At 73.8% G+C, this 24,754-nt stretch carries 24 protein-coding genes; 10 read left to right on the top strand and 14 right to left on the bottom strand.

Features of this window, described 5'->3' with window-relative positions; translation table 11 throughout:
• Positions 1 to 71 precede the first annotated feature (71 nt).
• The 8 genes from ACZ8ZB_RS02320 to ACZ8ZB_RS02285 form a co-directional block, all read right to left on the bottom strand.
• Positions 72 to 278 carry a hypothetical protein gene (locus ACZ8ZB_RS02320; RefSeq protein ID WP_470736044.1) on the bottom strand — a complete coding sequence of 69 codons (207 nt, stop codon included), beginning with the start codon at positions 276 to 278 and terminating at the stop codon, positions 72 to 74.
• A gap of 185 nt (positions 279 to 463) precedes the next feature.
• Entirely contained in the window at positions 464 to 1,666 is a 1,203-nt protein-coding gene (locus ACZ8ZB_RS02315) for a glycoside hydrolase family 64 protein (protein WP_470736043.1), read from the bottom strand.
• A gap of 310 nt (positions 1,667 to 1,976) precedes the next feature.
• Positions 1,977 to 2,867 carry a Gfo/Idh/MocA family protein gene (locus ACZ8ZB_RS02310; protein ID WP_470736042.1) on the bottom strand — a complete coding sequence of 297 codons (891 nt, stop codon included), beginning with the start codon at positions 2,865 to 2,867 and terminating at the stop codon, positions 1,977 to 1,979.
• A gap of 132 nt (positions 2,868 to 2,999) precedes the next feature.
• Positions 3,000 to 3,413, bottom strand: a complete 414-nt coding sequence (locus ACZ8ZB_RS02305) for a VOC family protein (RefSeq protein WP_470736041.1) — start codon at positions 3,411 to 3,413, stop codon at positions 3,000 to 3,002.
• A 110-nt stretch (positions 3,414 to 3,523) separates the two neighbouring features.
• Positions 3,524 to 6,883, bottom strand: coding sequence for an SAV_2336 N-terminal domain-related protein (locus tag ACZ8ZB_RS02300; RefSeq protein ID WP_470736040.1), 3,360 nt, complete (start codon positions 6,881 to 6,883; stop codon positions 3,524 to 3,526).
• Positions 6,884 to 6,885: 2 nt separating this feature from the next.
• Positions 6,886 to 7,836, bottom strand: coding sequence for an AAA family ATPase (locus ACZ8ZB_RS02295; RefSeq protein WP_470736039.1), 951 nt, complete (start codon positions 7,834 to 7,836; stop codon positions 6,886 to 6,888).
• Positions 7,833 to 9,977: a VMAP-C domain-containing protein gene (locus ACZ8ZB_RS02290; RefSeq protein ID WP_470736038.1), complete on the bottom strand. Its 2,145-nt coding sequence runs from the start codon at positions 9,975 to 9,977 to the stop codon at positions 7,833 to 7,835. Before ACZ8ZB_RS02290 ends, ACZ8ZB_RS02295 begins: the two co-directional genes overlap by 4 nt.
• 3 nt (positions 9,978 to 9,980) lie before the next feature.
• Positions 9,981 to 10,364, bottom strand: coding sequence for a CU044_2847 family protein (locus tag ACZ8ZB_RS02285; protein ID WP_470736037.1), 384 nt, complete (start codon positions 10,362 to 10,364; stop codon positions 9,981 to 9,983).
• A 403-nt stretch (positions 10,365 to 10,767) separates the two neighbouring features.
• Between ACZ8ZB_RS02285 and ACZ8ZB_RS02280 the strand changes: the two genes are divergently transcribed.
• Both ACZ8ZB_RS02280 and ACZ8ZB_RS02275 read left to right on the top strand, forming a co-directional pair.
• Positions 10,768 to 12,537, top strand: a complete 1,770-nt coding sequence (locus tag ACZ8ZB_RS02280; protein ID WP_470736036.1) for an ABC transporter ATP-binding protein — start codon at positions 10,768 to 10,770, stop codon at positions 12,535 to 12,537.
• 112 nt (positions 12,538 to 12,649) lie between these two features.
• Positions 12,650 to 12,910: a DUF5133 domain-containing protein gene (locus ACZ8ZB_RS02275; protein WP_470736035.1), complete on the top strand. Its 261-nt coding sequence runs from the start codon at positions 12,650 to 12,652 to the stop codon at positions 12,908 to 12,910.
• Between the two features lie 21 nt (positions 12,911 to 12,931).
• Here ACZ8ZB_RS02275 and ACZ8ZB_RS02270 read toward each other — a convergent pair whose 3' ends face one another.
• Positions 12,932 to 13,903 (bottom strand): GlxA family transcriptional regulator, encoded by a 972-nt coding sequence (locus ACZ8ZB_RS02270; RefSeq protein ID WP_470736034.1) that lies wholly within the window; start codon positions 13,901 to 13,903, stop codon positions 12,932 to 12,934.
• Between the two features lie 188 nt (positions 13,904 to 14,091).
• Here ACZ8ZB_RS02270 and ACZ8ZB_RS02265 point away from each other — a divergent pair, with 188 nt between their 5' ends.
• Entirely contained in the window at positions 14,092 to 14,565 is a 474-nt protein-coding gene (locus tag ACZ8ZB_RS02265; protein ID WP_470736033.1) for a hypothetical protein, read from the top strand.
• A 151-nt stretch (positions 14,566 to 14,716) separates the two neighbouring features.
• Positions 14,717 to 14,932: a hypothetical protein gene (locus ACZ8ZB_RS02260; RefSeq protein WP_470736032.1), complete on the top strand. Its 216-nt coding sequence runs from the start codon at positions 14,717 to 14,719 to the stop codon at positions 14,930 to 14,932.
• A gap of 22 nt (positions 14,933 to 14,954) precedes the next feature.
• On the opposite strand, the gene tgmB is transcribed toward ACZ8ZB_RS02260, so the two are convergent.
• The 3 genes from tgmB to ACZ8ZB_RS02245 all read right to left on the bottom strand — a co-directional run bounded on the left by tgmB (position 14,955) and on the right by ACZ8ZB_RS02245 (position 16,593).
• Entirely contained in the window at positions 14,955 to 15,938 is a 984-nt protein-coding gene (gene tgmB / locus ACZ8ZB_RS02255; protein ID WP_470736031.1) for an ATP-grasp ribosomal peptide maturase, read from the bottom strand.
• 16 nt (positions 15,939 to 15,954) lie between these two features.
• Complete coding sequence (tgmA, locus tag ACZ8ZB_RS02250; RefSeq protein WP_004935783.1) at positions 15,955 to 16,146, bottom strand: putative ATP-grasp-modified RiPP; 192 nt, start codon at positions 16,144 to 16,146, stop codon at positions 15,955 to 15,957.
• A gap of 120 nt (positions 16,147 to 16,266) precedes the next feature.
• Complete coding sequence (locus tag ACZ8ZB_RS02245) at positions 16,267 to 16,593, bottom strand: YkvA family protein (protein WP_470736030.1); 327 nt, start codon at positions 16,591 to 16,593, stop codon at positions 16,267 to 16,269.
• Positions 16,594 to 16,834: 241 nt separating this feature from the next.
• Between ACZ8ZB_RS02245 and ACZ8ZB_RS02240 the strand changes: the two genes are divergently transcribed.
• Positions 16,835 to 17,476 carry a hypothetical protein gene (locus tag ACZ8ZB_RS02240; protein WP_470736029.1) on the top strand — a complete coding sequence of 214 codons (642 nt, stop codon included), beginning with the start codon at positions 16,835 to 16,837 and terminating at the stop codon, positions 17,474 to 17,476.
• A 221-nt stretch (positions 17,477 to 17,697) separates the two neighbouring features.
• Here ACZ8ZB_RS02240 and ACZ8ZB_RS02235 read toward each other — a convergent pair whose 3' ends face one another.
• Complete coding sequence (locus tag ACZ8ZB_RS02235; RefSeq protein WP_470736028.1) at positions 17,698 to 18,810, bottom strand: hypothetical protein; 1,113 nt, start codon at positions 18,808 to 18,810, stop codon at positions 17,698 to 17,700.
• Between the two features lie 343 nt (positions 18,811 to 19,153).
• Between ACZ8ZB_RS02235 and ACZ8ZB_RS02230 the strand changes: the two genes are divergently transcribed.
• The 4 genes from ACZ8ZB_RS02230 to ACZ8ZB_RS02215 all read left to right on the top strand — a co-directional run bounded on the left by ACZ8ZB_RS02230 (position 19,154) and on the right by ACZ8ZB_RS02215 (position 21,334).
• Positions 19,154 to 19,552 carry a hypothetical protein gene (locus ACZ8ZB_RS02230; RefSeq protein ID WP_470736027.1) on the top strand — a complete coding sequence of 133 codons (399 nt, stop codon included), beginning with the start codon at positions 19,154 to 19,156 and terminating at the stop codon, positions 19,550 to 19,552.
• Positions 19,549 to 20,316 carry a hypothetical protein gene (locus ACZ8ZB_RS02225; protein ID WP_470736026.1) on the top strand — a complete coding sequence of 256 codons (768 nt, stop codon included), beginning with the start codon at positions 19,549 to 19,551 and terminating at the stop codon, positions 20,314 to 20,316. Before ACZ8ZB_RS02230 ends, ACZ8ZB_RS02225 begins: the two co-directional genes overlap by 4 nt.
• Positions 20,317 to 20,354: 38 nt before the next feature.
• Positions 20,355 to 20,873, top strand: coding sequence for a roadblock/LC7 domain-containing protein (locus ACZ8ZB_RS02220; protein WP_470736025.1), 519 nt, complete (start codon positions 20,355 to 20,357; stop codon positions 20,871 to 20,873).
• Positions 20,874 to 20,959: 86 nt separating this feature from the next.
• On the top strand, positions 20,960 to 21,334 hold the full coding sequence (locus ACZ8ZB_RS02215; RefSeq protein ID WP_470736024.1) for a roadblock/LC7 domain-containing protein: 375 nt from the start codon (positions 20,960 to 20,962) through the stop codon (positions 21,332 to 21,334).
• Between the two features lie 51 nt (positions 21,335 to 21,385).
• Here ACZ8ZB_RS02215 and ACZ8ZB_RS02210 read toward each other — a convergent pair whose 3' ends face one another.
• Entirely contained in the window at positions 21,386 to 22,585 is a 1,200-nt protein-coding gene (locus ACZ8ZB_RS02210; RefSeq protein ID WP_470736023.1) for a globin domain-containing protein, read from the bottom strand.
• Between the two features lie 340 nt (positions 22,586 to 22,925).
• Here ACZ8ZB_RS02210 and ACZ8ZB_RS02205 point away from each other — a divergent pair, with 340 nt between their 5' ends.
• On the top strand, positions 22,926 to 24,656 hold the full coding sequence (locus tag ACZ8ZB_RS02205) for a sensor histidine kinase (RefSeq protein ID WP_470736022.1): 1,731 nt from the start codon (positions 22,926 to 22,928) through the stop codon (positions 24,654 to 24,656).
• Positions 24,657 to 24,754 lie beyond the last annotated feature (98 nt).

Here is a 24,754-nt window from a genome sequence, read left to right as displayed (position 1 = left end):
CGGCGTCGCCGGCCCGGTGCGCTCGCGCACCGGGCCGGCGACGTGTTGTTCCGCGAACAGGCGTACGCGGTTCAGGGCAGTATCTTGTCCAGGGCGGAGGGCCCCTCCTCGTCCAGCTTCCGCCTGGCCCACTCGAGGTTGTGCTGGGTGAGGTCCCTGCCCGAGGCAAGAACGAGGTCTTCCGGCGACACGTCGGTGCCGGTGCGGGCGTGGAGCAGGCTGTCCGGGGTGGCGCTGTCCTCGGGCTGCCGGGACGCGTCGGGCTGGGACGTCGACATCTTCTGGCTCCTCGGGTCCGGGCCGCCGGGGCGGCCCCGGTGCTGTCATCGGGTCCGATACTCAACCATTCAACGCGGGAGCCCGCCGTGCATCCGCAACGCCCGCGGCACCGCGGTGAAGGGCCGCTCCTCCTGGAGGCCGGGGTACCTCTCCCGGCCCGCGGGAAACCTGCTCCACGGGTCGCCTAGAAGGCCGTGAGCGTCAGTCGCAGGCCCGTGGGCGCCGTGTCCTGGATGTAGGAGGCGAAGTCGGCCACGTCGTCGAAGGCGAAGCCGTACGCCCTGCCGTCCTCGGTGGCCGTGTGGACGGCCCTGGAGTAGTGGTTGGTGAGTTCGGTCCGGTAGAAGACCGAGGCGTCGGCCGTCGGCTGGTCCGGGTGGCTGAGCAGCGTCGAGCGGTTGAAGCCGGCGCCCAGCACGGCGGCCACCGGGCCGGTCGTGCCGTCGTTGGGGGCGGCGAGGGCGCCGTCGCAGAACAGCACGTCCCGCGTGGAGGGCTTGCCGAAGGAGACCTGGGCGGGTCCGTCGAAGGTGAACCGCTCGCCGCGCACCCGGCCGGTGAAGGCACCGGCGTTGGTGGTGACCTTGAGGTCCCGGCCGGTGTAGGTGCTCCACACCTCGTCGATGTACGGGGCGAGGTAGTCCTCGGCGAACAGGCCGGCGTCCAGACCGTGCCCGGGGGCGATGATCCGGGTGTCGTCCACGACGAGCCGGGAGAACGCCTCCACCTGCCTGACGGCGGCGAACGCGGCCGCACGGCCGCCCTCGCGCACGGTGCCGGTCGTCTGGTCCCTGGCGCCGGTGAGCCGGATGCTCAGCGGCACGCTGAACATGTCGACCATGGTCGTGTTGCAGAACATGCCCGAGGAGTTGTACGTGAACTCGGCGCAGTCGTGGAGCACGCCGTAGTTGGGGTCGGAGGCGACCCAGCCGGCCGGGTACTGCAGCGCCGCGTTGCCGTCGCCGTCCGTGACGACCTTGAACTTGAGCTTCGCGCCGAGGGAGACGTAGATCCGGCCGGACATGTACGGCAGGGAGAGCTTGGTCTCGCCGCTGCCGGCCAGGCCGATCGCGTAGTCGGTGAAGCCGTCCGGGCCGTTGTCGGAGGCGGCGACCGGGACGACGGCGCCTTCCGGGGTGACCCGGACCTGACGGCCGTCCGCATTGCCCACGATGTAGAGGTGCACGCTCGCGTTGCCGAAGGAGCCGCTGTCGTTGACGACCGTCAGCGGCAGGGCCCCCGCCGCCGCGCCGGCCTTCTGTCCGCCGGACTGGTCCGCGAGGGCGTGCGGGGCGATCGCCGCCGCCGCGGGAACGGCCACGGCGGCTCCGCCGAGGGCGAAGAGGACCTTGCGGCGGCCGAGGTTGCGCTGATGACGGGGAGTCATGTGGGGGATCTCCAGGGATGCTCGTGCGGGTCGCTGACCGCACCGGCCCGCCGACGCGGGGAAGGAACCTGGAGAGAGCGCTCTCAGGCGGTGCGTCGGTACCGGTGCGCGGCATTGATGGTAGGGACGGCCGCGCCCCCGGCCAACGGTCCGACTTGTCCGCGACACCGCCCTGACCTGCGATTGTCTCGAGAATCAGCGACTGTCCAACGATCACTTAACCGGCCTTTAAGGGCTGCTTAAGCCGGTCGGGACCCAAAGCCGCGGAGCGCGTCCGGAGCGCTCCGTTCCGCAGTCGGACGGGGCGCGGTCAGCGGGCCCCGTCGCCCAGCCGTGTCTCCGCCGCGGCCAGGATCTCCGTCACCCGGAGCGCGAACGCCGCGTCGCAGGGATGGGGGACACCGGTACCGGCCGAGGCGAGGAGGGCGTCCGCGGCCCGGGCGAGCGCCGGGACCGCTCCCTCGGAGGCCGCCGGGAGGCAGGTGATGCCCGCCGTGCCGCGGAGCTCGACCATGGCGCCGGCCGCGGCCGGGGGAGCGGTCAGGCTCAGGGTGAGGCTGCTCGACGCGCCGCCCGCGTGGTCGAGGACGAGATGGACGGTGTCGCCGGGGCCGTACGCCGCCGCCGTCACCCGCCGCGGTTCGCCGAGCACCGGAAGCAGTACGGACAGGGCGTGCGGGCCGACGTCCCACAGGGCGCCCTTCTCCCGCCGCCACTCGGAGGCGGCGAAGGGATCGCCGTCGGAGGTGAACACCGCCCCGAGCCACTGCGCGCGCCCGGTGAACCAGCCGCCCGCGCGCGCCTGTTCGGTGATCCACGCCTCCGGTTCCGGCTGGAAGCGGGTGGTGAAGAAGACCACGGACGCGACCCCCGCCTCCCGGACCGCCCCGACCACCGCACGCCCCTGCGCGACGGTCGGCGCGAGCGGCTTGTCGAGCAGCAGGTGACACCCCGCCCGCGCCGCGCGCACCGCCAGCTCCGCCTGCACCGCCGGCGGCAGCGCGACGGCGACGGCGTCCACGTCGGCGAAGAGCGCCTCGACGTCGTCGTAGGCCCGGGCGCCGTGCGGACCGGCCAGTTCCTCGGCGGCGTCGGGCCTGCGGCCCCACACGCCGACGAGGTCGAGGCCGGGGTGCCCGCTCAGCGCGGGGGCGTGGACCGCCCGCGCCCAGGGTCCGGTGCCGAGCAGTCCGATCCGCATGCCGCCGCCTCTCCCGGTGCGACCGCCGCCGGACCGGTGTCCCGTCGCGCTCCGCCGGCGCGCTCCGGTCAGTACGGTGATCCCCGCCGGGACGCCGTGTCAACGGCCGCCCGCCGGGAGACCGCCGGGGGCTCAGCCCCGGGGCTGGTTGATGTTGACCATCCAGGGGACGCCGAAGCGGTCCGTGCACATCCCGAACACGTCCCCCCACATCTGCTTCTCCAGCGGTACGGCCACCGAGCCGCCGCCGGACAGCTTCTCCCAGTAGCCGCGCAGCGCGGATTCGTCCTCGCCGCTGAGGCACACGGCGAAGTTGTTCCCCGGGGCGTACTCCATGCCCGGCGGCATGTCGGCGCCCATGAAGGTGAATCCGGCCGTGCTCGCCAGCATGCCGTGCATGATCTTGTCGGTGTTGTCGGCTCCGGACCGGCCGAAGTCGCCGTACGTGTTGAGCCGCAGCTCGCCGCCGAAGACCTCCTTGTAGAACTCCAGCGCCTGCCGCGCGTTCCCGTCGAAGCTGAGGTACGGATTGAGGAGCGAGGCCATGATTACCTCCTGGAATGTCCACAAAGTGCCGGCTGCGCGCAGCGTAACGCCGGACACCGGCGTCCACATGTCGGACCGGTGCGCACCACGGGCCGCGGACAGCGCGGGGATCACTGTGCGGCGCCGGAGTCGCCGGGGTCCGTCACCAGCTCCGCCAGCCTCAGGAAGGCGTTCGTGGTGGCCGCCCGCAGCTGGCCCAGCTTCCAGCCGGAGGACCGCAGCGCGGCGTCGAAGGGGACGTGCACCACCTGTGCCGGATCGACGTCCAGATCCCGCACGGAAGCCGTCGGCAGGGGCCGCCCCGAGGGACCGCCCAGTTCGGCGGCGACCACGATCGCGTCCCGCGCCAAGCGCTCACGTCCGTCCCGCCGCAGCTCGCCGAGGATGCGTGCCGCCGCCTCCAGGAACCAGTGCGACGTACCGCAGCACAGGATCAGCCGGTCCGTGCGGTCGAGGACGGCGTGGGCCGTCCCGTCCAGCCGCAGGGGGGCCCAGTCGGTGAGGACGAACGGGTAATGGGGGGCGGTATGGCGCAGCACGCGTGCGTATTCGCGCGCGTGCGCCGGGTTGGGGCTGTAATGGCCCCTGCGGTGGGCGACCACCTCCAGGCCGGACGGCAGAGCGGTGGTGAGGGCGCGGATCTCCTCGTACGACGGGCCGTCCGGCAGGGCCACCAGATCCCGGACCACCGCCTGGTTGCGCCGGGTGAGGAAGGCGTCCAGCGCTCCCTCGGAAGCCGCGCCGTCGAGGGCGAGGACGGGTTCACCGCGCACGGAGGCGAGCAGCGAACCGAGCACCATCGTCGTGGTGGCCCGTCCGCTGTAGTGGTAGGCGCCGATCAGGGTCAGCCGCCTGCTGTGCGCCAGCGGCGCGCGCACCCGCCGAAGGCGCCCCTCCATCTCCCGGCGGACGGTCCCGAAGCGTGGCAGGCGCGGTCCGTTCCGGCCGGCGGCGGGGGACCCGGCGGCCGGCGGTGGAGCGAGCGCTACGGGCGTCAGGGGCTGCGGGGCGGCCGGTGCGGGCGGCGGCGCGGCCCCGGTCTGGTGGAGGCGGGTCCGGGCGACGTAGCGGGCGAGGAGCTCGGCGACCTCGCTCGCCGGGGGACGCCGCGCCGGGTCCGCGTCGAGGCAGCGCAGCACGAGCTGCCGCAACGGCCCCCAGGTGTCGCCCTGCCACAGATGCATCCCCTCCGGCATGCTCGGCATGTCCCAGCCCGCCTTGCTGCTGATGAGCTGGAGCAGCTCGCCGAGGGAGCGCATGTTGTCCTCGCGGGTGGGCACCGGTCCCGAACCGGCGTACTCCCCGTCCACGGCGCAGTCCGACAGATCGCCGAGGACCACGGTGCGCCGCAGGACGTAGACGCTGTCGGCGCTGAGATCGGCGGGCACGAGTCCGTTGACGTGGCAGAGGGCGAGGGCGTTCGCGAGGTAGCAGCCGACCAGGAGCCCCCTGAGCAGGTCGAAGGGCGCGGTCCCCGTGTGCAGGGCGCCGGTGTAGATCTTGCCGAGCCGCGGCGGCTGGGCGTCCGGGGCGTTCGTGTCCGCGATCGGGGTCATCGCCAGCCAGGGCGGGGAGTCCTCGAGCCCGGTGCCGAGCAGCCGGGGGGCGTACTGCCCCTGGAGGCGGGCGAGCGCTTCGGCCTCCACCTCGATCAGCCTGGCGTCGCCGGCGGAACGGCCGAGGCGGGGGACCCGCAGAACGGCGGTACCTCCTCGCGCGTCGACGCCCCGGTAGACCGTCGTCCGGTGCCCGCGACGGCGGCCCCGCAGGACGAAGCCGCCGAGTCTGACCGGGTCGTCGTCGGTGAGGGGTTCCCAGTCGTCCGTGCGGGAGGGGTCCCAGGGGTACGGTTCGCTCGGCGGCGGTGCGGTGCCGCGGGTGAGGGAGACGCCGAAACGGGTCAGCAGCCGGCGTTCGACGCTGGTGAACGCCCGGCGTGAGTCCGGGACGTCGGCGGGACCGTCGGGGTGGGCCAGCCAGGCGGGGAAGTCCGGTGAGTTGCCGGCGAGTTCCTCGAGGCGGCGGCCGATCCGGCGGCTGGTGTGCAGCAGTTCGGCCTGGGGAACGGCGTCGAGCAGCACCGTCTTGGACTCGTCGGTGAAGTCGAAGACCCGGTGCTTGGCGGGCAGCGGTCCCGGCACCGGGGCGGGGGAGGGCCGTACCAGGCCACCGAGGAAGACCTCGGCGAGGTGGGACGTGGTGGCGGACCACGGCACCGCCCGCTGCACCAGGCGCATGACCGGGACGGACAGCGGGGAGACCGCCGCCAGATGGGCGGCGAGACGGTACGCCTCCGGGGTCGCCGCGTCCCGGAAGTGCTGGGTGCTGCTGGAATCGCGCAGGGGTGCCGCGGTCCCGTACCGGCCGGGATACGCCAGGAGCGGCAGTTCCACGGTGGTTCCGGGCGAGGCGAGCAGACGTGCCCAGCCGCGCAGCGAGGCCGGTGACGGCTCCAGCACCGGCACCGGCACCCCGTCGAAGCCGGCGACCCCCGGCGGCAGCACCGGGTCGGTGATCTCCCACGAGGTGTTGGCGCCGCCGGCCCGCCGGGTGGTGGCCTGCCAGCGTTCGGCGAAGACGCCGGAGGCCTCCCACATGTCGGGCGGCAGGGTGTGCAGGACGGCGACGGGTCCGCGGGCCGCCTGCTGGGCCAGCAGGCCGTGCATGGTGCCGGCCCGCCACGCCGCTCCCATGCCGTCGCTGACGACCAGCAGGAGGGTGCGGCCGGACGGATCGTTGACGGTGCTCAGCGGCAGTTTCGCGCCGTCGGGCCGGAACGGGCGCGCGTGCAGGGCCGGGCGGCGCGCGTCGCGAGTGTCCAGACCGAGGACACGGCTGGTGGCGAAGGCCCCCAGACGTTCCAGCAGCGTGCGCAGTTCGGCGCCGAGGCGATGCCACAGCAGCATGGACAGGCCGTCGTCGATGACCAGCGCCAGATTCAGCCAGCGCTCGCGCACGGGCCGCTCCACCACGTCCGCCAGCCCGGTTTCGGCGAGCGCGGTGGCCGTGTGCTCCTCGTCGATCTCCGTGCGGTGGCGGCTCTCGTGGCGGCGGCGCAGCGGCCGCAGCACCCGGCCGAGCTCGAGTTCCCGGGTGAGGGCCTTGTCCTCGGGAACGCGCACCGGCATGGCCCGGCGGGATTCCCGTCCCGCCGCGGCGTGGGAGGCGCCGGGGGACGGGTCCGGGTCCTGGCGGGCCGCCGCGTACAGCTCGGGTGAGGTGAGGTCGGGCAGACCGGGCTCGTCCGCTTCCGGCGGGGAGGACGGGGACTCGGTCGCATCCGGGCCGGGTGGCGGAGGCGTCCCGGGGCGCGCGGCGGCCGGCGGATCCCGGCGGAGCGGTGCGAGGGGGCCGGCCGGGAACCGGCGGGCCAGCCAGAGCACGTCGAGCACCTGGTCCGCGTCCAGGTCGACACCGCAGGCCGACAGCACCCGCAGGGCCTCGGCGAACCGCGCGCCACCGCCCGCCATGGTCACATCGCCCCGGTGAGCTGGTGCAGCACCGCGTCCAGCAGGCCCTCGGCGTCCAGGTCGACGCCGCAGACGCGCAGGAACACGGCGTTGAGCAACTGGTCGGTGGCGAGTTCGCCCGGTGCGCGCCGGCGCAGGAACGCCTCGATCAGGTCGTCGGCCTCCCGCAGCGCCTCCTCGCCGAGGTGCGCGGCGACGATGTCACGCAGTCGGTCCTCGTCGGGGACCGGCAGGTCGAGACGGACGCAACGGCGCAGGAAAGCGGGCGGGAAGTCGCGCTCCCCGTTGCTGGTGATGACGACGACGGGAAACTCGACGCACTGGACGAGCCCCTGCCGGACGACGACGGTTCCCCTGTGGTCGTGGGTCTGGACCGCCACCTCGGACATCTCCTCCGGCAGCCGGGTCAGCTCCGGGATGTCGAACACGCCCTCCTCGAAGACGGTCAGCAGGTCGTTGGGCAGGTCGACGTCGCCCTTGTCCATCTCGTCGATGAGCAGCACGCGGGGCACGGCGGACGGCACCAGGGCCGTACCGAGCGGGCCGAGCCGGATGAACGTACCGATGGACGGCTCGCGTTCGCCCCGGTCCCGGCTGAGGGTGGTCTCGCGCAGCCTGCCGATCGCGTCGTACTGGTAGAGGGCGTCCTTGACGGTGGAGCGGCTGTTGACAGGCCAGCGCAGCAGCTCGCCCAGGCGTAGCTCGTGCGCGACCGCGCGGGCGAGGGACGATTTGCCGGTGCCGGCGGGGCCGGTCACCAGCAGGGGCCGGCGCAGGTGCAGCGCGGCGTTGACGACGTCGGCGTGCTGTCGCCCGATCAGGTAGGGCAGCTCGGGGCGCATCGACCGGATGGCCGTGAAGCGCCGCCAGGGCGGGGCCTGCGGGAGCGTGACGGCGCGGGGCGTGCCGTCACCGCGGAACAGACGCCACTCGGCTTCGGGAGTGGTTGTCATGCGTTCTCCTGCGGTTCGGTCAGGTGCAGTCGGGGGACGGCACGGTCGGCGTCGGCCCAGGCGAGAACCGGACGGCCGGGGAACTCGGGAGGACTGGCCTTGGCGTTCGCGCGGTAGGCGCGTACTCCGTCGGGCAGTTCGGGGGTGGCGACCTCCGCCATGCAGGTGACGACGTCGGACCTGGTGTCCCGGACCCGGTCCCAGACCACGACCGGTATGCCCAGAGCCAGACAGACCTGCACGGTGTGGTCCCGCGGGCCGGGTGGTACGTCCACGGAGACGCGGACCGTGTCGAGCTGGTTGACGAGCCGGGCGTAAAGGGTCTCCCGGTCCATCGGCTCGGAGACGACGAAGGTCTTTCCCGACTCCAGCCGACTCCACCGGCTGCGCCAGTGGGACTGGAAACGCCGGTTCCGGCGCAGGAGTTCCGGACAGTGCACGACCAGGGGGAATTCCACGCCGAGCGTGCCGGGCAGGATCTCGTCCGGGCCGCCCGCCTCCCATTCGTCGACCGGCAGATCGAGGTTGGCGCGGTCCACGAGCACCTCGACCAGCGGCGGTCGCTCCTCCCCGTCCGCCGGGGTCAGGGAGTCGAGGACGCGCAGCACCTCACGGGCGGCGGCCGACGCCGAGTACGACGTGAGGCTGTCCGCCGACACCTGCCGCGGGCCCGCCCCCTCGTCGCACCAGGTGCGCAGCCGGTAACGGCCCTGCTCGGCCTGCGTCACCTGCACCAGGACACGGACGCGCGCGGAGCGGGCGCGCACCGTGCGGGACCATTCCTGTGCGTCGGACCGGCGCTCGGCGAGCGCCTCCCGCGCGATGCCGAGCCGCTGGGCCACTCCGTCCGCCCACAGGCGCAGTTCCGCCCGCCGGGGCGCCGGAAGGAGCGTCCCGGCGTACTCCATGACGCGCAGCAGCGCCGGAACCCTCGGCTCTCCCCGGGCGGAGCCGCCGTCCCCGGGCAGCGACTCCAGCTGATCGAGGAGCGCCTCCAGGGTGTCCGCCCCGGGGAGGACGGCGCGGCGCGGCAGGGCGGCGCGCACCACTTCGGGAAACCTGCCGAGCACACCGCGGTCCATGGCCTCCAGGTGCTTGCGCAGCCCGGTGTACTCCTGGGGCGACAGCAGCCTGGGGACGGGGGAGAGGGAACCGGCGGCCAGGACGCGGTCGGCGCCGGACGGATCGTCCCGGCGCAGGATCCCGGAGAGCGCTGCGACGGCGCGCGGGTGGGTGAGGAGGAAGGCCGCGAACTCCTCGGCGGTGGGCGGGACGACGTCACTGCCGTGGCCGGCACCGCACAGGCGGGCCAGTCGGCGGGCGTGCAGAACGCGTCCGTGCGGGGAGGGCAGGATGTCGTCGATCGCCTCGGCCAGCAACAGGAAGGCGGGGTTCTCGGTGTCCACGGGGGCGGGGGACGCCGCGTCCAGGACGCCCAAGGGCCGCAGTTCGGCTTCGACGCGCTGCCAGGGGACGGCCCAGCTGCGCCGGATCAGGTGCTGGGGGCTGTGCGGCAGTACGGCTCCGGTGGCGTCCCGCGGAGGCATGAAGTGCGCGACGACGAGACCGACCACGGCCTGCTCCTGCCGGCACCACACCGGGCCGCCGCTGTAGCCGGGGCCGACTGCCATGCCGGTGGCCTCGCCGTCCAGGTAGGCCAGGGAATCGTGCAGGGAGGCCACCACGAGGCGGGCGAAGGTGGACGCGTGACCGCCGCCGTGCCAGGCCTCCACCCTCTGGCCGACCGCCATGGAGGCCTTGCCGGGAGCCGTGGGCAGCGCCCCGGACCGTCCCCCGAGGCGCAGTACCGCCAGATCCCCGAACCATGCGCCGTCCCCTTCGCGGACCGGACCGCCGTCCCTGCCCCGGGGCGGGATCCAGTGCGAGACGCGCACGAGATGGCGTTCCGGTTCGTGGCCGTGGCCGTGCAGTTCGACGTGGATCTGGTTCACTCCGGGGGAGCGGGCGTCGAACATGCCGCGCCCCAGAGCGTCGTTGATGACGTGCGCGCAGGTCAGCGCGGTCTCGGGACCGAGGACGACGCCCCCTCCCGCGATCCTTCCGTCGTCGGTCCGCCGGACCGACACCACTCCCGGGGACGAGCCGCCGTCCGGGACGTCGGCGGCCGTGAACCACCCCACGCGTCACTCCGCGGCGGGCGTCGTCGCGGCGTCGGCGGGTTTCCAGCAGGCGGTGACGGTCAGGTGCGCCTGGCCCGTGCTGCCCACGATCCCGAACTTGAGGTCCTGGCCGATCTGGACGCCGAAGCTGACGCTGATCTCCGCAGGCGGGTCGGGTACGGCGGTGACGGCGTCGTGCACCTCCTGCAACAGCGGGCCGAGGGGCTTGAGCGTGCCGCGCAGGGCTCCGGCGGCGAAGCCCGCGACGGTTCGCCCGCCGGCGGCCACCGGGACCGCCGTTCCCATGCCCTCCGGGAGGTCCTCGCCACCGGCGGGGGCCGGCGCCAGCAGGAACCGGACGGGGGTGCCGTCGTCGAGCTCGACGTCAGGTGAAGGTGAAGTGGACACGGTGGGGATTGTCCCCGGATGGCGGCGCCTCACATGCGCACTCGCACAACTCGGTTACCGGATCGATGCATTGGCCATCCTGGGGGCGGGCGGGCCCCGATTCAGAGCCCCGTCTGCTGAATGCGTTCGCTTTCTTCTATTGGATTTCGGGCCGTGCGGGGACCAGGCTGGGACGCGCTTTCCGAGACCGTGGGACGACAGCCGGAGTCGGTCACCGACTCGGCGGGCGCCGCCGGTCTCGTCCTGACGGCCGAGGACATCGCGGAGCTGGACGCCGTCTGATCCCGCCCCCCCGTCTCAGGCGCCGGACGCCGCGGGCGGACGCCTCGTGCGCCTGGTGTACTCCTGGCGCACGAGGTGGAGAAAGCGCTTGCTGAAGAAAGTCACAGGAGGACCACCGCCCATGGCGTCGTCGCTGGAAAGACCGCTCGACCACCGCTACCGCGGCGAGCACCCGATCCGCACCCTCGCCTATCTGTTCCGCGCCGACCGCGGTCGGCTCGCCGCCGCGGTCGGCGTCTTCACGGTCAAGCACAGCCCGGTCTGGCTGCTGCCGCTGATCACCGCGTCCATCATCGACACCGTCGTGCAGCACCAGCCGATCTCCCGGCTGTGGACCAGCGCCGGCGTCATCATGTTCATCCTGCTGGTCAACTATCCGCTGCACGTGCTGTACGTCCGCCTGCTGTACGGCAGCGTCCGCCGCATGGGCACCGCCCTGCGCTCCGCGCTGTGCACCCGCATGCAGCAGCTCTCCATCGGCTACCACTCCCGGGTCAGTGCCGGAGTGCTCCAGGCCAAGGTCGTGCGGGACGTGGAGACCGTCGAGCAGATGGTGCAGCAGACCGCGGAGAACGGGCTCGGCGCGCTCACCGTCCTCACCGGCGGACTCGTCATCATCGCCGTCCGGACCCCCGAGTTCCTCCCCGTCTTCCTGATCGTCGTGCCCGCCGCGGCCCTGCTCGTCGCCCGGCTCCGGTCCCGGCTGCGCACGCACAACGAGCACTTCCGCCACGAGGTGGAGACGCTCTCCTCCCGGGTGACGGAGATGACCCGGCTCATCCCCGTCACCCGCGCCCACGGCCTGGAGGGCAAGGCGCTGCGCCGGATGAACGGCACCCTGGACCGGCTGCTCACCTCCGGGATGCGTCTGGACCTGGTCAACGGCCGGTTCGGCTCGCTGGCCTGGGTCGTCCTCAACGTCGTCGGCGTGTGCGTGCTGACCGGCGCGGCCCTCATCTCGTACTACGACGTCTGGGGCGTCACCGCCGGCGACGTCGTGATGCTCAGCGCCTTCCTGACCACGCTCACCAACTCCACGACCACGCTGGCGGGACTGGCCCCGGTCATCACCAAGGGACTGGAGTCCGTCCGCTCGGTCGGCGAGGTCCTCCAGGCCCCCGAACTGGAGGACAACGAGGGCAAGACGGAGGTCGACACAGTGCGCGGCGCGATCACCTTCGAGGGCGTCGGCCACGCGTACGAGACCGACGGGCGCCCCGCCGTGCGCGACTTCACCCTCGACGTCGCCCCGGGCGAGACCATCGCGCTCGTCGGCGCCTCCGGGGCGGGCAAGTCCACCGTGCTCAACCTGGTCATCGGCTTCATCCGCCCGACCTCCGGCCGGCTGCTGCTCGACGGCGCCGACATGAGCAGCCTCGATCTGCGCACCTACCGGCGCTTCCTGTCCGTGGTGCCCCAGGAGTCGATCCTGTTCGACGGCACCGTCCGGGAGAACGTCGCCTACGGCATGGACGACGCCGACGAGGAGGCGGTACGGGCCGCGCTGCGCGACGCCAACGCGCTGGAGTTCGTCGACCGGCTGCCCCAGGGCCTCGACACCCTCGTCGGGGAGCGCGGCGCACGGCTGTCCGGCGGGCAGCGCCAGCGGCTGGCCATCGCCCGCGCGCTGATCCGGGATCCGAAGGTGCTGGTCCTGGACGAGGCGACCTCGGCCCTCGACACCCGCTCGGAGGCGCTGGTGCAGGAGGCCCTCGCCCGGCTGCTGCGCGGACGCACCACGTTCGTGGTGGCCCACCGGCTCTCCACCGTGCGCGGCGCCGACCGGATCGTGGTGATGGCGGACGGCCGGATCCAGGAGATAGGCACCCACGAGGACCTGCTGCGCCGGGGAGGCGCGTACACGGCGCTGCACAGCGGTCAGGTGGCCTGATCACCCGGTCATGGTGCGACGGTTTTCGGTCAATTGTGGTCGGTCGGGTAAGTGATGTGAGTGCTTCCGCCTTCTCCGGGCATACGCAGCGAAAACCAGAGAGGGGCGTTTCGTGCTCGCACCGGATCCCAAGGTCGTCAGACGGCTGCTCACGCGGTACGCGACGCTGCGGATAGCTCAGGCGGAACGGTACTCGTCGGCGGCGGCGCGCGAACTGGACGACGTCAGCGAGACGCTCTGCGTGATGACGGGGGCTTCCCGCGTCCAGGACGCCATCGCCCTGGCCGACGCCCTGCTCGAGGAGGCACGCCACGCCGCCGGCCGGGCGGCCCCGCGGGCGGGCGGCGAGAGCAGCCTGCCCCTGGCCGTCTGAGCCACCGGGCCGCTCGTCCGTTCACCCGCCGCCCGCGACAGCGGTGCGCCGTCCGTCGAACGCCGAGCGGTAGGCGTGCGGTGTGGTGCCCACGACCTTGCGGAACCGCTCGCGGAACGCCGTGGGCGAACCGAACCCGGCCTGCTGGGCGATCCGCTCGACCGTGTGGTCGCTGTTCTCCAGCAGGTACTGGGCGCGCCGCACCCGCGCCCGCAGCAGCCACTGCAGCGGCGTGGTGCCCGTCTGCTCACGGAAGCGGCGGCTGAAGGTGCGCTCGCTCATGCCGGCCCGCGCCGCCATCGCCTTGAGGGTGACCTCGTGCGCCAGGTTGTCCTCGATCCACTCCAGCAGCGGTTCCAGGTCCGACCCTCGGGGCACGGGCGGGTGCTCGTGCACGATGAACTGGGCCTGGCCGCCCTCCCGCTCCAGCGGCATCACCGACATCCGGGCGGCGTTCGCGGCCACGGCCGAGCCCAGGTCCCGGCGGATCATGTGCAGGCACATGTCCAGCGCGGCGGCGGCGCCGGCCGAGGTGAGGATCTGCCCGTTGTCGACGTAGAGCACGTCCGGCTGCACGTCGACGCGGGGGAAGGCCCGGGCGAGCTTCCCGGCGGCCACCCAGTGCGTGGTGGCGCGCAGGCCGTCCAGCAGCCCGGCCTCCGCCAGCACGAACGCGCCCACGCACACCGAGGCGATCCGGGTGCCCGCCCCGGCCGCGTCCCGCAGGGCCGCGAGCACGGCGGGCGAGAGCGGGGACGCATCCTCGGCGCGGCCAGGGACGATGATCGTGTCGGCGTCCGCCAGCGCCCGGAGCCCGCGCTCGACGCGCAGGGTGAAACCGCCGTCCGCGACCACCTCCGGCCGCTCGGCGCACAGCCGGACCCGGTAGGGGCGTCGGCCGTCGGGCAGCCGCGTCCAGTCGAAGACCTGCATGGGCGCCGCCATGTCGAACGGCACGACCCCATCGAGAACCAGAATCGCCACGGAGTGCATGACCGCCACGATAGGCGGATTCCCGCCACTCCCGGGACCAGGGGCACAGGGGCGATGACGCGGATGAGACGTGGTCGACGGTGTTGGCGAGAACCCGTTGGAACCTGTCGTTCCAGCCCCTGGGTGATCACCCGGCGGACCCCTAACGTGAGCCCGGCACCGCCGATCACACCACGGAAAGAGTCCCGGTGACCAAGCTCCTGCTCTCCCTCCACGTCCTGGCCGCCATCGTCGCCGTCGGTCCCGTCACCGTCGCGGCCAGCATGTTCCCGCCGGCCGTGCGCCGGGCCCTCCCGGCGGAGGGCGGCGAACCCGCCGCGGCGGCCATGACCACCGTCGCGCTGCTCCACCGCATCTGCCGGGCCTACGCCCGCGTGGGGATCGCGGTGCCCGTCCTCGGTCTCGCCACCGCCCTGGCGATGGGCGTCCTGGACGACGGCTGGCTCGTCACCTCGATCGGCCTCACCGCGGCCGCCGCCGGGGTCCTGCTCGCCTTCGTGCTGCCCCGGCAGGACGAACTCGTCGGACAGCTGGGCGGGAGCCGGACCGTCGACCGCCGGAGTACGGTGCGACTCGCCATGTTCACCGGGGTGTTCAACCTGCTGTGGGCGACCGTGACCGTCCTGATGATCGTCCGACCCGGCTCGACGACAGGCGCCTGACCGTCCGGCCCGCCCGATCTGCGCGGAATTTCCGGATCATCCGTTTCGTGTTCCGTTGTGCCGGGGAATTCCTCCTCCGGGAGGGTCGGCCGCCTAGACTCTGCAGTCGCGTCCCGCATCGGGGCCGACGAGCAGAAAGGCACGTTGACGGGTGTTCCAGGATTCCCCCATCTACGACCGACTCATCGCGGAGTGCGGCGACGTGCCCGCACAGGTGCGACGCGAGGCCGAACGCGTGAGCAGGGAGCTGGAGCTGGTCATGCGGCCCCTGCGGTCCCCCGGCCACGCCCCCGGGCTCGACCGGCCGCACTCCCCGGGCAACGGCTGGCAGCGCACCGCCCTGCTGCCGGGGCCGCGGTCGCACTGAGCCCGGTGCGGTGACGGCCCCCTCACCGCACCGTGCTGCCCGCCTCGGCCGGCTCGGCGGGCTCGTCGGGAAGGGGGCGGGACAGCCACTCGGCGATGGTCCGGGCGATCGGCTGCCCCGTCTCCACCTCCACGAACCCGAACTGCCCCGACTGGTTGCATTCCAGGAACCACCAGGTCCCGTCGGCGTCCTCGGCGAAGTCGAAGGCGCCGTACGCCAGTTCGGAGCGGCGCAGATACGCGCGTACGGCGTCGGCGGTGCGCGCCGGGACCTCGACCGGCTCCCAGGGCGAACCGGGAGCGGCGAAACGCACGTCCACCTCCTCCGGATCCGCGTCCGGCCGCGTCGCCTTGCGGGCCGCCAGCAGCCGCTCGCCCACCGCGGTGAGCCGGATGTCGGCCCGCTTGGCGATCCGCCGCTGCAGCAGCGTCGGCCCGAACGCGACCGCGGAGAAGTCCGTGTCCGGCGCCACCCTGCTGGTCGGCACCGCCCTCGGCGGGTCCTGCGGATGGGCCCCCGACACCGGCTTGACCACCAGGTCCGGAAAACGCTCCGCGAACTCCCGCGCGGCACGCGGGAACGTGGTGATCACCGTGGCCGGCACGGGCAGGCCGCAGCGCTGGGCCAGCCGCAGCTGCCACGGCTTGTGGCGGGCCTGCCGGGCCGCGTCCGGATGGTTCATCCACCGTGCGTCGCAACCGCGCAGCATGCCGTAGAGCGCCTGCGAGGCCTCCTCGGTCAGCCATGCGGACGGCTGCGCCGCACGCCCGGCCGGCGCGCCGGGCCGGCGCACCCACACGGACCGCAGCCCGCCGATGCTCACCAGCCTCCCGTCGACGGACAGATGGCCGCGGAAGCGGCCGTGGACGTACTCGCCGGACAGCGAGACGCCGTCCGTCAGATCGGCGGGATCGAGGCGCACCACCGGTACACCGGAGCCGTTCAGATGGACGACCACCATGTCGGCGGTCACGTCCTCCTCACAGGTGAGGATCAGCACGGTCATGGTTCACGGTCCGCGTTCAGTCGTCGAAGTGGGTCTTGGAGCCCGCGGTGGACGTCGTCGTCCCCACCTCGCGCAACAGTGCGTGGTCGCAGGCCGCGATCCGCCCGTCGCCGAGTACGTTCAACTGCAGTCCGGAGTCATACGCGTACGGAGTGGCAACGGCCAACTCCACCGCCGGACGTGCGTAGTTGAGCGCGAACGGTTGCATCGTCTCTCCCTCGTCGGTGCTGCGCCGAGCAGGCAACGGCCCACGGTGCGCCGCTGCTTGGTCCGCCGACTTCTTTTGGCTTCCAGAGACTTATACGAATCGAACGAGTGGTTGGTTTCCTCACGGGGTGTAATCATCGGCGGGGCGTCGGCCGCTCCGCCGGAGGGCTCCTCCGGGAGCCCGGGCGCCGGAGGAGCCCCGCATGGTGCGCAGAGCGAGCAGGAGTACGCCCACGTCGTCCAGGTAGACGGGATCGGGCAGCAGGTCGGCCGGCAGCACCAGATAGAGAACCGCGCCCCAGAACACCCAGCGGGGCCCCGTGGGCAGCCCCGCGTGACGCAACTCACGTCGCATGCGCACCAGTCGGACCAGGACGGCGACGGCGCCGGCCAGCGCCACGGTCATGAGGACCGCGGTGACGACGAGCACCACGGTGGTCGTCTCCAACGGACCGCCCTCCTCCCGTGACCCGTGCCGCGGCCTCGCCGCGGCACGGCCTGCACTGAGCGGATTCCCGCTCGCGGCGCCGGTATGGCGGCCGGGACCGGCCATGCGCGCACGCGCCCGATGCCCCGTGAAACCCGCGCGAAACGCCGGATCGCCGCAGGTCGTCCCGGTGGCTCAACCGGGTGGCGGCGCGTGGTGGGGGCGCTTAGAAATGGTCACCAGCCTTCTCATGGAGCCGATCATGACCACCCGCTCTTCGCCGCCCTCCCCGAACGAACCGGTCATACCCGCCGAGACGGCCCCGGCCTCCGCCACGACGGCCACGGCGACCGGCCGGTCAGCCGCCGGGCCGGTCGAGCCGACCGACCGCCCGGCCGCCCGCCGGCCGGTGACGGCCGGGCCCCGTCCCGGGGGCGAGGGCGACCGCCGGCCCGGCAGCCGCACGCCCGAGCCGGTCGACGGGCCCGTGGCCCGGTCGGGCCGGTTCGCCGTGGTGGCCCTCGCGGTGTGCGCGATGGCCCACTTCCCGCTGCGGCACGACGGCGCCGCCCTGGGCCCGCACGCCCTCGCCGTCGGCCTGTCGGTGTGCTGCGCGGCGCTCGCGCTGGCCCTGGTGGTGCGCCCCGGCGTAGTGGTCCTCGCGGGAGCGGTCGTGGTCGCGGCGGTCCTGGCCGCGGCGCACGTCCACGGCGGCTCCCACCCGTCGGCCGTCCTGCCCCGGGCCGTGGACCTCGTCCTCGCGCCCCCGTGGTTCGCCGCCCCGGTCGCCGCCGCGGCCGCCGTGCTGGCCCTGGCGGCTCTGGCCGTACGCGTGGTGTCCGCGCTCCCCACCCCCCGCCGGACCCCGTCGCCACCCCCGAGGGTCCGCCGCGCGGCGGACTGACGTCCCGGCCGGCCTCCGAGCCGACGGCGGGATCCGTCACCACGGTCGCCCGCACCGCCCCGCGGCCGGGGCGGTCACGCTTCCGTCCCGCCCGCGCGCCGAGGGCCGGGAAGCGTCCCGTCGGCGCCGGGCCGCGCCCCCTGTCCGGGGCCCGCGCCCACGCCGGCGCGCCCAGGCGGCCGTCCTCCCCGCACACCGCGTCCGGACCGCGCCGGAGGCGACTAGTGGTCCGACACGGCCGGGTCCTCGGGGGCGGGGCGACGGGTCCTGGCGCCCACCTTGAGGCGCTCCAGGGTGCGCGTCAGGGGGGACGGGGCCCTGGGCGCGGGGGGCTGCCCCGGACTCGGTGACCCGGCGGACTCCCGGTACGCGGCCAGCGCCTCGTGCGCGCGTTCCGCGGCCTCCCGGTACAGGTCCCGGGACTTCGTCATCGCCTCCAGCGCCTCGGCGTACATCGCCACCAGCGCCCGCTCGCGGACGAGTTCCTCCTCCGTCGTCAACAGGCGCCATTCCTCACGCAGTGCCGTCAGCGCGTCCCGCGCCCCGTCCGGCAGCGCCCTCGGCAGCGCGTCGTACCGGACCACCGCCTCCACGAGGTCGACCGGTTGCGTGCCGTCGAGGAAGACCGCGCGCACGGCGAAGGCGCCGGCGTCGTAACCCTCCGGAGCGGTACCGCCGGGCAGTACCACCGCGCCTCCGCGCGGAACCTCCACGCCGAACTCCCGCAGCGCCCAGTTCGCCACCCGCAACTGCTGGGGCGTGGCCCGGTGCTCCACCACCCGGTCCCGCAGCCCCGGCGGCAGCCAGCGCGCGAGCGGTACCCGGCCGCGCTCGTCCGTGGTCATGGCCTCGTGGACGAGGACATGGACGTGCCACGGGTCGCGCGCGCAGTCGCGCAGCAGCCGTCGTACGGCCTTGTCGTCCTCGGGGAGCGGATTGATCACGCCCGGCCGCAGTCCCGTCACCGGGTCGGTGTTCCACTCCGCGTCCGGCTCCGGCGGCCAGAACATGGCGGCCGGGGACGGCCAGGAAGGATCCCAGGGCTGCTCCGCCTCGGCGACCAGGACCCAGTCCCGGCCCGCGTCCGCGCCGGGCGCGAGGCTCAGCCGGGCGCGCACGGTGACCCCGCCGGCGACTCGCGTCCGGGACTCGAACACCAGGTCGGGAGAGGTCTCCGCCGCGGGGAGTTCCAGGAAGTCGTCGATGTCCTGGCCGGCCTTGAGCCAGTGCAGGGTGTGCCGGAGCGCCGTGTCGGGCGTGGCGCCGGTGTGGCGGCCGCGGGCCAGCCAGACGGTGGGAGGGACGAGGGGGCGGGCTGAGGGGGAGGTCGGCATGGGTCCAGTCGTGAGCGGGGGCACGTGCTTCTGTCAGTATCGTCGGGGCCGGCCGGAGGGTTGAGCCGGGGCTCCGCCGATCGGCGTGTCGCGCACAGGGTGTGCGCGGCGCACACGCGGTGACGACGGTTCACCCCCGGCCCCGGCGGGCCCGTCACCACAATGGGCCCCGCGGGCGGGCGGCCGCCCTCGCTCCGGCGGCAAAAGCCCGGACCCTACCAGTGGCGCACCCCCCTTGTCGCATATTCCCCCGGAAAACGCCAAAGCCCTCACCTGGATCGAGCACTCACCGTAGCGTCGACGTCACGTTCGCGGTACAGCCGTGCGAGAAGGGGGATCCGGCGTGCCCGGAATCGACGAGAGCCTGCTGGAAGCCATGCGACTGCCGGGGGCGCGCGGTGCCCTGGTGGTCGACTGGATCAGCGGGCTCGCCCTGGGGGCGGTGGGCGAGGCGCCCGGCGAGGACGCGGAGGCCACGGCCGCGGAGACCGCCGAACTCGCCCGCCTGGCCATGGAGAGCGGCACGCTCGCGCCCGCCGACGGCGGAGCCCGGACGGGCAAGGAACCACCCGTCGACGACCTGATCCTCACCACCGCCGACGCGTACCACCTCCTGCGCTTCGTCATCACGACCTTCGACAGCACGGTGTTCCTGTACCTCTGGCTCGACCGCGCCGACGGCAACCTCGCCCTGGCCCGGATTCGGCTTGCCCAGATGGCGGAACGGCTGGTGCTCGGATGACCACGGCGTGCACCGACGGAACCGCGTCGGAACTGCTCGGCACCCTCGCGGCCGACCACGCCACCGGGGCGCTCTCCACGGAGTCCGGCGTCTTCTACCTCTCGGCCGGAAGCGTCGTCCACGTCGAGTCCGCGTCCAGCCCGGACCTCGGCGACCTGCTCACCCGCAGCGGCGCCGTCGCCCCGGCCGGCTGGTGGGACGCCGTCGAACGGGCGGGGGCGGTGCACCGCGTCGGCCGCCAGCTGGTCGACAGCGGGCGGCTCACCACCGGGGCGCTGGAACTGTGCCATCTGGGCGCCCTGTTCGACGCGGCGTACTTCGCGCTCGCCCACGACGGCGCCACGCTCCGCTTCCGTCCCGGAGCCGCCCACTGGCTCGGCGCGGTCCGCCCCGTGCCCGTGGCGACCGTGCTCGGCGAGTCCCGGCGCCGCCGCGACCTGCTGCACCGCATCTGGCCCGACCCGGCCGTCGACACCGCGCCGCTCACCCGCGTGCCCGGCGCCCTCCCCGCCGAGCTGCCGCCCCGCCGCGCCCGGACCCTCGCCCAGGTCGACGGCGCCCGCACCGCCGCACAGATCGCCGCGGCCCTCGCCCACCGCACCTTCCACACCCTCGTCGAACTGCGCCGCCTGGCCGCCGGCGGACTGGTCGCTCCCGCGCCACCCCCGCCCGCCACGCCCGTCCCCGACGCGGGCGGCGCGGCGTGGGACGAGCCCGACACAGCGCTGCTGAGACGGCTCCTGGACGCCTTGGAGGCACTGTGATCCGCGCGCGCCGACAGCGTGCCGAAAGGAGACTGCTCATGGCCGTCGAGACCGACGTGCTGGACGAACTGCGTCGGCTCCGCACCCGGATCCCCAGACTGGCGGGCTCCCTGGCGGCCACCGTCGACGGACTCGTCCTCGCCCACGACGTACCGGGCACCGAACCGGAAGGGCTGGCCGCGCTCACCGCCGCCGCGCTCGGCGTCGCGTACCGCATGGCGGACGCCGCCTCCCGCGGCGAGTTCCGCGAACTGCTGGTGCGGGGCAGCCAGGGCTACATCGCCACCTACGCGGCCGGCACCACCGCGGTCCTCACCCTCCTCGCCGACGACCGGGTCAACGTGGGCCGGCTGCACCTGGAGGGCCGGCGCAGCGGCGCCCGGATCGCGGAACTGGTCGACACCCGCATCGGTCCGGGCGGAGGGCGGCACGCCGACCGGCTCGCGGCCCGGGATCCCCTCGCGCCGGCCCAGGACCTCGCGCGGCCCATCGGCACCCTCCCGGTGCGGACCCCGCAGCGGCCCGCACACCGGCCCCGGCCCCAGCCCGGCGGCTGACCCCCGGCTCCTCCCCCCGGCCGGACGCCTCCGTACGACCCGGCGGCCGGCCCGAATCACCCGTCACGACCGAAAGGACACGTCCCATGGCCAACACCGAGACCGCGCTCAAGGAATGCCTCAGCTCCATCGACGGCGCGACGGCCGCCGCGCTCGTCGACTACACCAGCGGCATGGCCCTCGGAACGCTGGGCGGAGGCAAGGACTTCAACCTGGAGGTCGCCGCCGCCGGCAACACCGACGTGGTGCGGTCCAAACTGCGCACCATGGAGCACCTGGGCCTGAACGAGGAGATCGAGGACATCCTGATCACCCTGAGCAGCCAGTACCACCTCATCCGCCTGCTCAAGGGGCGCGGCGGGAACGGCCTCTTCCTGTACCTGGTGCTCGACGCCGGCCGGGCCAACCTGGCCATGGCACGGCACCAGTTGCGCCGTATCGAGGCCGAGCTCGAGGTCTGATCCGGCGCCCGGGCCCCTCGCGCCGCCGTGGGCGCGAAGGGCCCGGGGCGGTCAGGCCGTCGGCAGCCACAGGTCGGGACCGAAGACCTCGTAGTGGACGGAGCGGGCGGGCACCCCGGCGTCGAGCAGCCCGCCGCGCACGGCACGCATGAACGGCAGCGGGCCGCACAGGTACACCGTCGCGTCCACCGGGACGTCGATCCCCGTGAGGTCCATCAGCCCGACGCGGGCGTCGGGCTCCTTCGGCCCGGGACGCTCGTACCAGAAGACCGCCTCCGCGTCGGGCAGCGAGTCCACCGTCTCGCGGGTCTCGGCGCGCAGGGCGTGCTCGTCGGGCGAGCCGTCCGCGTGCAGGACGAGCACCCGCCGGGTGGAGCCGGTGGCGGCCAGCCGGGCGAGCATCCCCAGCATCGGGGTGCAGCCGATGCCGGCCGACACCAGGACCAGCGGGGCGCCGGACTCGTCGAGCGCCACGTCGCCGGCGGGCACGGACAGCATCAGCCGGTCGCCGGCGCCGGTCCGTTCGTGCAGCAGGGCGGAGACCTCGCCGTCCGGTGCGCCGTTTGCTCCCGCGACCCGTTTGACGGTGATGCGGCGCAGATCGCCCCCGGGGTCCGAGGACAGGCTGTACTGGCGCAGCTGGTGCGCCCCGTCGGGCATGAGCAGCTTCACGCTGACGTACTGGCCCGCCCGGGCCGGCGGGGCGGCCCCGCCGTCGGAGGGGCGCAGCAAAAACGACACCACGTCCTCCGTCTCCTCGTGGCGTTCCACGACCGTCCACGGGCGCCAGATGCCACCCGGTTCGACACCGGCGTCGTGGTACAGGCGCGCCTCCCGCGCGATGAGGGCGCCGGCCATCAGCCAGTACACCTCGTCCCAGGCGGCGGCCACCTCGGGCGTCACCGCCTCGCCCAGCACCTCGGCGATCGCGCCGAACAGGTACTTGTGCACGATCGTGTACTGGCCGTCGGTGATCCCGACGGCCACGTGCTTGTGGGCGATCCGGGACAGCAGGGCGTCCGGCCGGGTGTCCGGGGCGGCGAGCAGCGCCCGGGCGAAACCGGCTATGGATCCGGCGAGCGCCCGGCGCTGGGCGCCACTGGCCTGGTTGCCCCGGTTGAACAGGCCGTCCAGCAGTTCGGGCCGGTCGCGGAACATCGAGCCGTAGAAACGCGTGGTGATCTCGTCGAGCGCCCCGGCCACGGCGGGCAGGGTGGCCCGCAGCACTGCGGCGGACTCTTCGGACAGCATGAGGTCTCCCAAAGACGGGGCGGGGGAAGCGGATCGGACCGCGGATCCGGACCGGCGGCAGCACCTGTATAGCAACCCGACATGCCTGTTTCCGGGGGGAACGGGGTGTCGGAGGCGATGCGGGACCGTCGTCCCGCCGGAAGGGGACCTCCGGCCCCGGAGGGCGGCCGCGGGACAGGGCCGTCCGGCCCGTCCGGCACGGTGGACCGGCCGGCCGTGGTCCCCGCAGGTCCGGCCGCCCGTCCCATGCCGTACCGTCGCCTTTGCCGGACCGTCACCGGGGCGCCGACCGGGGGGCCCGCCGGGCGACGGCGGCGGACGAGGGGACGGAGGCACACGGGTGGCAGGCCCCGAGCGGGACGAGGACGCCCGCGTACGGCTACCGCAGCTGAGGCTCGACGAGCTGCTGGAGGAGCTCCAGGCGCGGATCGACGCGGCCCGTGGCACCCGCGACCGGGTGCGCAGTCTGCTGCAGGCCGTCCTCTCGGTCGGCCGGGAACTCGACCTGGAGCAGGTGCTGCACAGCATCGTGGAGGCCGCGGCGGCGCTGGTGGACGCGGAGTACGCCGCACTGGGCGTGATCGGCCCGGACGGCAAGCGGCTGTCCGCCTTCCACACCGTCGGGGTCGGCGAGGAGAAGATCGCCCGCATCGGCCACTACCCCGAGGGCCACGGCATCCTCGGCGAGCTGATCCGCCACCCGCAGCCGCTGCGGGTGCCGAAGCTCTCCGACCACCCCGCCTCGTACGGATTCCCGCCCCACCACCCGCCGATGAACACCTTCCTCGGGGTCCCCATCCGGGTCCGCGACCAGGTCTTCGGCAACCTGTACCTGACCGAGAAGCGGGGCGGGGCGCACTTCGACGAGGAGGACGAGTCGGTCCTGTCCACCCTCGCGGTCGCCGCCGGCGTCGCCATCGACAACGCCCGCCTGTACGAGGAGTCCCGGCTGCGCGAGCGGTGGTTGCGGGCCAACGCCGAGATCACCCACGGACTGATGTCCGGCAGCGAACGCGGCACGGCCCTCCTGCTCATCGCGGAACGCGCCCGCGAGATCACCGGGGCCGCCCTCGCCGTGGTCGCGGTGCCCATGGCCGACACCGACTCACTGACCGTGGAACTGGCCATCGGGCAGGGCGCGGACACCCACCGGGGGCTCGTCGTGCCCGTCGACGACAGCCTGCTGGGCCGCGCCTTCACCAGTGCCGCCCCCGTCATCAGCGCGGACATCACCTGCGACGACCGGGCCTTCCCGGGCCCCCAGAAGTACACGGACCTCGGTCCGGCGGTCGCCGTGCCCATCGGGTCGGGCGAGGTCGTGCGCGGCATCGTCCTGCTGGTGCGGGCCGCGGGCCGCAACGCGTTCACGGACAAGGAGATCGAACCGCTGCGGGGGTTCGCCGCCCAGGCGGCCGTGGCGATGGAGCTGGCGGAACGCCGCCAGGACGCCGAGCAGATCGCCGTGTTCGAGGACCGGGACCGGATCGCCCGCGATCTGCACGATCTGGCGATCCAGCGGTTGTTCGCCACCGGCATGACGCTGCAGAGCGCCGGCCGGTTCATCGAGCACAAGGAGGCCTCGGAGCGGGTGCTGCGGGCCGTGGACGACCTGGACGAGACCATCAAGATCATCCGGTCGACCATCCTCGGTCTGCGCTCGCCCGCCGACGAGGGCGCCGGCGGAACCGGCCTGCGGGCCCGCGCCGTACGGGTGGTCGGCGAGGCCGCGTCCGTGCTGGGCTTCCCCCCGAGCGTGCGGATGGAGGGTTTGATCGACACCCACGTCTCCAAGGAGGCCGCCGACCACCTGGTGGCCGTGCTCTCCGAGGCGCTGACCAACATCGCCCGGCACGCCCGCGCCGACCGCGCCGAGGTGGTCCTCGGGACCGACGGGCGCGAGGTGCGGCTGACGGTCGCGGACGACGGCGTGGGCATTCCGGACGGGGGCCGCCGCAGCGGGCTGCGCAACATGGCCGAACGCGCGGAACAGCTGGGCGGCGCGTTCGAGGTCACCGGCTCCGCCGGCCGGGGCACCACCCTGCTGTGGCGCGTGCCGGTGGGGGAGCGGTAGGCGGCTCCCCGCGGGCCGTGTGTGCCGGGCACCCGCCACGGGTACTCCGGTGATCGGCCGTCGGCCGTCGGCCATGGCGGCCGTCCGTCCGTCACCGG

This window comes from Streptomyces sp. 12E (assembly GCF_055633275.1).
This window is presented reverse-complemented; position numbering and strand designations above follow the sequence as displayed.

Coding starts and splice junctions, on each gene's coding strand:
- tgmB (WP_470736031.1), bottom strand. CDS start 15,938: ATGACCGTGCTGATCCTCACCTGTGAGGAGGACGTGACCGCCGACATG.
- ACZ8ZB_RS02220 (WP_470736025.1), top strand. CDS start 20,355: ATGGCCGTCGAGACCGACGTGCTGGACGAACTGCGTCGGCTCCGCACC.
- ACZ8ZB_RS02300 (WP_470736040.1), bottom strand. CDS start 6,883: ATGGCGGGCGGTGGCGCGCGGTTCGCCGAGGCCCTGCGGGTGCTGTCG.
- ACZ8ZB_RS02295 (WP_470736039.1), bottom strand. CDS start 7,836: ATGACAACCACTCCCGAAGCCGAGTGGCGTCTGTTCCGCGGTGACGGC.
- ACZ8ZB_RS02305 (WP_470736041.1), bottom strand. CDS start 3,413: ATGGCCTCGCTCCTCAATCCGTACCTCAGCTTCGACGGGAACGCGCGG.
- ACZ8ZB_RS02280 (WP_470736036.1), top strand. CDS start 10,768: ATGGCGTCGTCGCTGGAAAGACCGCTCGACCACCGCTACCGCGGCGAG.
- ACZ8ZB_RS02240 (WP_470736029.1), top strand. CDS start 16,835: ATGACCACCCGCTCTTCGCCGCCCTCCCCGAACGAACCGGTCATACCC.
- ACZ8ZB_RS02210 (WP_470736023.1), bottom strand. CDS start 22,585: ATGCTGTCCGAAGAGTCCGCCGCAGTGCTGCGGGCCACCCTGCCCGCC.
- ACZ8ZB_RS02320 (WP_470736044.1), bottom strand. CDS start 278: ATGTCGACGTCCCAGCCCGACGCGTCCCGGCAGCCCGAGGACAGCGCC.
- ACZ8ZB_RS02315 (WP_470736043.1), bottom strand. CDS start 1,666: ATGACTCCCCGTCATCAGCGCAACCTCGGCCGCCGCAAGGTCCTCTTC.
- ACZ8ZB_RS02270 (WP_470736034.1), bottom strand. CDS start 13,903: ATGCACTCCGTGGCGATTCTGGTTCTCGATGGGGTCGTGCCGTTCGAC.
- ACZ8ZB_RS02215 (WP_470736024.1), top strand. CDS start 20,960: ATGGCCAACACCGAGACCGCGCTCAAGGAATGCCTCAGCTCCATCGAC.
- ACZ8ZB_RS02225 (WP_470736026.1), top strand. CDS start 19,549: ATGACCACGGCGTGCACCGACGGAACCGCGTCGGAACTGCTCGGCACC.
- tgmA (WP_004935783.1), bottom strand. CDS start 16,146: ATGCAACCGTTCGCGCTCAACTACGCACGTCCGGCGGTGGAGTTGGCC.
- ACZ8ZB_RS02235 (WP_470736028.1), bottom strand. CDS start 18,810: ATGCCGACCTCCCCCTCAGCCCGCCCCCTCGTCCCTCCCACCGTCTGG.
- ACZ8ZB_RS02310 (WP_470736042.1), bottom strand. CDS start 2,867: ATGCGGATCGGACTGCTCGGCACCGGACCCTGGGCGCGGGCGGTCCAC.